The sequence below is a fragment of the Yoonia sp. genome, from assembly GCF_036007805.1.
Classification (GTDB): domain Bacteria; phylum Pseudomonadota; class Alphaproteobacteria; order Rhodobacterales; family Rhodobacteraceae; genus Yoonia.
In genome coordinates this window covers 1-3,945 of record NZ_DASYOK010000246.1, presented here as the reverse complement: position 1 = coordinate 3,945, position 3,945 = coordinate 1, and the positions used below count along the sequence as shown (strand labels likewise).

General features: G+C 57.6%; 3 protein-coding genes. All 3 read left to right on the top strand.

The window, feature by feature from the left end:
* Window positions 1-1,197: porin (locus VGP75_RS13325; RefSeq protein WP_327544137.1), on the top strand; the 1,197-nt coding region annotated here is incomplete at its 5' end.
* Window positions 1,198-1,343: 146 nt separating this feature from the next.
* Window positions 1,344-1,742: a DUF3576 domain-containing protein gene (locus VGP75_RS13320; RefSeq protein WP_414727805.1), complete on the top strand. Its 399-nt coding sequence runs from the start codon at window positions 1,344-1,346 to the stop codon at window positions 1,740-1,742.
* A 76-nt stretch (window positions 1,743-1,818) separates the two neighbouring features.
* Window positions 1,819-3,945: leucine--tRNA ligase (gene leuS, locus VGP75_RS13315; protein WP_327544136.1), on the top strand; the 2,127-nt coding region annotated here is incomplete at its 3' end.

Genomic DNA, 3,945 nt, shown 5'->3' with positions numbered 1-3,945 from the left:
GGGGGCCATGTGCCAGTGGCTCTGGGGGTCGCGGCGCCGCTCCTTGACCCGGCGGACCTGTTCACGTGCCGGCAGATCCTTCTTACAACAACAGCTATCGTCGCATTTGCCGGCGCTGCTGCTGCTGATGGACATACAAGCATCGCCTTTTCAGGCGGCGCCACACTTGGTTACAACGACGATATCGAAGACGGTTTCTACTGGGACTCCGATATTGATGTGACAGGCTCTGCTGCACTGGACAACGGCATCACTGCCTCTGTCAGCGCAGAACTGAACATCGCCAGCGACGACGCTGCTGACGGGAACGTTGACGCACAGTTTGACGAACTGGTTATCTCTATTGCTTCTGAGTCCGCTAGCCTGTCTTTCGGTGACGTCGATCCAGTTGCAGAAGACAACTACGGCGGCGTAGACGGTGACTCGACAACCGGCTTCAACGATCTGGACGCACACTTTGACGTTGTCGGCTTTGACGCCATGCTGGTTGGTGAAGTATCTGTTGCTGGTGTAACAGCAATGGTTTCTTACGGCGTTTTCAATGACGAAGCCGCTGCGCCTGGTGACCTCGACGTTATTGATGCGCTTCAGGTGTACGCGACTGGCGACTTTGGCATGTTCTCTGTTGAGGCTGCTTACCAGGACGAACTGACTGGCCTCCTCGACTACAGCGTCTTCGGTGTAAGCGCGACGGCAGCTGTTGCTGGTGCGGAAATCACTGCGGCATATATCGCGAACACAGAAGATGCAGGAAACGCCATCGCCGAAGAATCTTCTTTCGGTCTGGGTGTTTCGTACCCAGTTGGCCCAGTGACACTCGGCGGTTACTACTCGGTAAACGACGTTGCTGAAGACAGCTATGGCGTATCTGCTGACTACGTAGACGGCCCAATTGCTGTCAACGCGTTCTACGACTTCGAAGGCAACACTGGTTCAGCAACTGAAGTTAACGAATTCGGCATTGAAGGTTCTTACGACACAGGCATGAACCTGACTGTTCTGGCTGGTTACATCTCGACAGAAGTTGGTGCTGCTGACGCAACTGCACAAACTTACGTTGCTGGTGTCTATGACCTCGGCGGTGGCGGAAAAGTGCTCGTTGCCTATGCAGAAGACGAAGCTGACGCAACCAACGACGAGATCGGTGACCCAGAGTACAAGCACGGTACAACTGTTGCAGTGTCCTTCTCCTTCTAATCGAAGCAGAACGATCTGAAATAGCGAGAGCGGCCCTTCGGGGTCGCTCTTTCTTTTTGTGCGGTGATAACTGCTTGTGACCGCGCCCCCCCTTCGCTACATATTTTCGCAATGTGTTTGTCCCGATCAAAGGGGAGAGTGGTTTGATTTTGTTTTCCAGCATGTGGCGCAAAGCGCTTGCGATCTTGGCCCTTGGTGCGCTTGTCGCCTGTAGCAGCGGCCCGCCACCCACACCGCGCGGCGCGGAAAGCGTGGCTGTGAACCGCTATCTCTGGGCGGCATCGCTTGATGTGCTTAGCTTTCTGCCTGTCGAATCTGCCGATCCCTTTACCGGCGTGATCACCACAGGCTTTGGCACGCCCCCCGGCAGCGGGCAGGCCTATCGCGCCACAATTCAGGTCAGTGACCCTGCAATGGATGCGCGTTCTTTGAACGTGAGCCTTTTGACCCGCAACGGCCCTGTTGCCGCTGAAACCCGGCGCGCGGTCGAGGATGCGATCCTGTCGCGCGCGCGTCAGTTGCGGATTGCTGACGGCGCGCTATAGCCATCGGCCACCAGCCCGATTATGAATAGCGCCGGGCCCATACGCCCGGCGTTTCGCTTTAAGAAAGACCAATAAGATGACCACCTATGCACCCGCCGAGATCGAGGCGAAATGGCAGGACACATGGGCCGCCGCCGAGACCTTCAAGGCCGCGCGCAGTGCCGACAAACCCAAGTATTATGTGCTTGAGATGTTCCCCTACCCCTCGGGCCGCATCCACATGGGCCACGTGCGCAACTACACCATGGGTGATGTGATCGCGCGGTATAAGCTGGCCACAGGCCACAATATTCTGCACCCCATGGGCTGGGATGCGTTCGGGATGCCTGCGGAAAACGCCGCCATGGCCTCGGGCGGGCATCCCAAGGATTGGACCTACGGCAACATCGCCGACATGAAAGCGCAGATGAAACCGCTGGGGTTGTCGATTGACTGGTCCCGCGAATTTGCAACCTGCGATCCCGAATATTACGGTCAGCAGCAGGCGCTTTTCATTGATTTTCTGTCCAAGGGCCTGATTTACCGCAAGAAAGCTGTGGTGAACTGGGATCCCGTCGATATGACCGTTCTGGCCAACGAACAGGTGATCGACGGCAAAGGCTGGCGTTCCGGTGCCGAGGTCGAACGCCGCGAGTTGGTGCAATGGTTCTTCAAGATCAGCGACTATTCCGAAGAATTGCTGGACGCGCTCGATACGCTGGATAACTGGCCTGCGAAGGTCAAACTGATGCAGGCCAACTGGATCGGCAAATCGCGCGGCTTGCAGTTTGCTTTCACCCGCACCGATGGTGGCGGCGAGATTGACGTTTACACGACACGTCCCGATACGCTGATGGGCGCGTCTTTTGTCGGTATTTCCCCCGATCACCCGCTGGCCAAAGAGCTGGAAGCGAAAGACGACAAGATCGCTGCGTTCTGTGCCGAATGCCGAAAAGGTGGCACCACCGCCGAGGCGATCGAGAAGGCGGAAAAGCTGGGCTATGACACCGGTCTGCGGGTCAAACACCCGCTGGACGGCCACGATGATCTGCCCGTCTATATCGCGAACTTCATCCTGATGGATTACGGCACGGGCGCGATTTTCGGCTGCCCTGCCCACGACCAGCGCGACCTTGATTTTGCGCGCAAATACGGCCTACCCGTGATCAGCACCTATGCCCCGATCAAGGATGACGGCACCAAACTGCCCGAAGACGGTGGCGACGCCTATGTGCCGCCCAAGTCCGAACCTGTGATCTATATCCGGGGTTTCGCAGGCGAGACCGAGCAAACCGGTGATGCGGGTATCGCGGCCGCAATTGCCTTTTGCGAAGCGAACGGCATCGGCGAAGGTGTCACGAAATTCCGCCTGCGTGACTGGGGTCTGTCCCGCCAGCGCTATTGGGGCTGCCCGATCCCTGTTGTCCATTGTGATGACTGTGGCGTGGTGCCCGAGGCGAAAGAGAACCTGCCCGTCGAGTTGCCTTATGACGTGACCTTCGATGTCCCCGGCAACCCGCTTGACCGGCACCCGACATGGCGTGATTGCGCCTGCCCGTCCTGTGGCAAGCCTGCGCTGCGCGAAACCGATACGATGGATACCTTTGTCGATTCCTCGTGGTATTTCGCGCGTTTCACAGCACCGGATGCCGATACGCCAACGAACATGGAAGATGCGTCCTACTGGATGAACGTTGACCAGTATATCGGCGGGATCGAGCACGCGATCCTGCACCTGCTTTACAGCCGCTTTTTTGCGCGGGCGATGCATATGACCGGCCACCTGCCTGAAAGCGCGAAGGAACCGTTCGACGCGCTCTTTACGCAAGGCATGGTGACGCATGAGATTTATCAGACCAAAGACGACAAAGACCGTCCTGTCTATCACTTGCCCGAGGATGTGACCGACGGGAAATTGGCGGATGGGACCGAGGTGCAGATCATCCCTTCGGCGAAGATGTCGAAGTCGAAAAAGAACGTGGTCGACCCCGATGATATCCTGGCGAAATACGGCGCGGATACCGCGCGTTGGTTTGTCCTGTCCGACAGCCCCCCCGAGCGGGACGTGGAATGGACAGCGTCGGGCGCAGAAGCGACCTATAAGCACTTGGGCCGCGTTTACCGTGTGACGTCCGAAATTGCAGGTATGGATAACGTGGCCGGCGACGGCGACGAAGACCTGCTGCGTGCCATGCACAAAGCAATCCATGATGTGACCATGGGT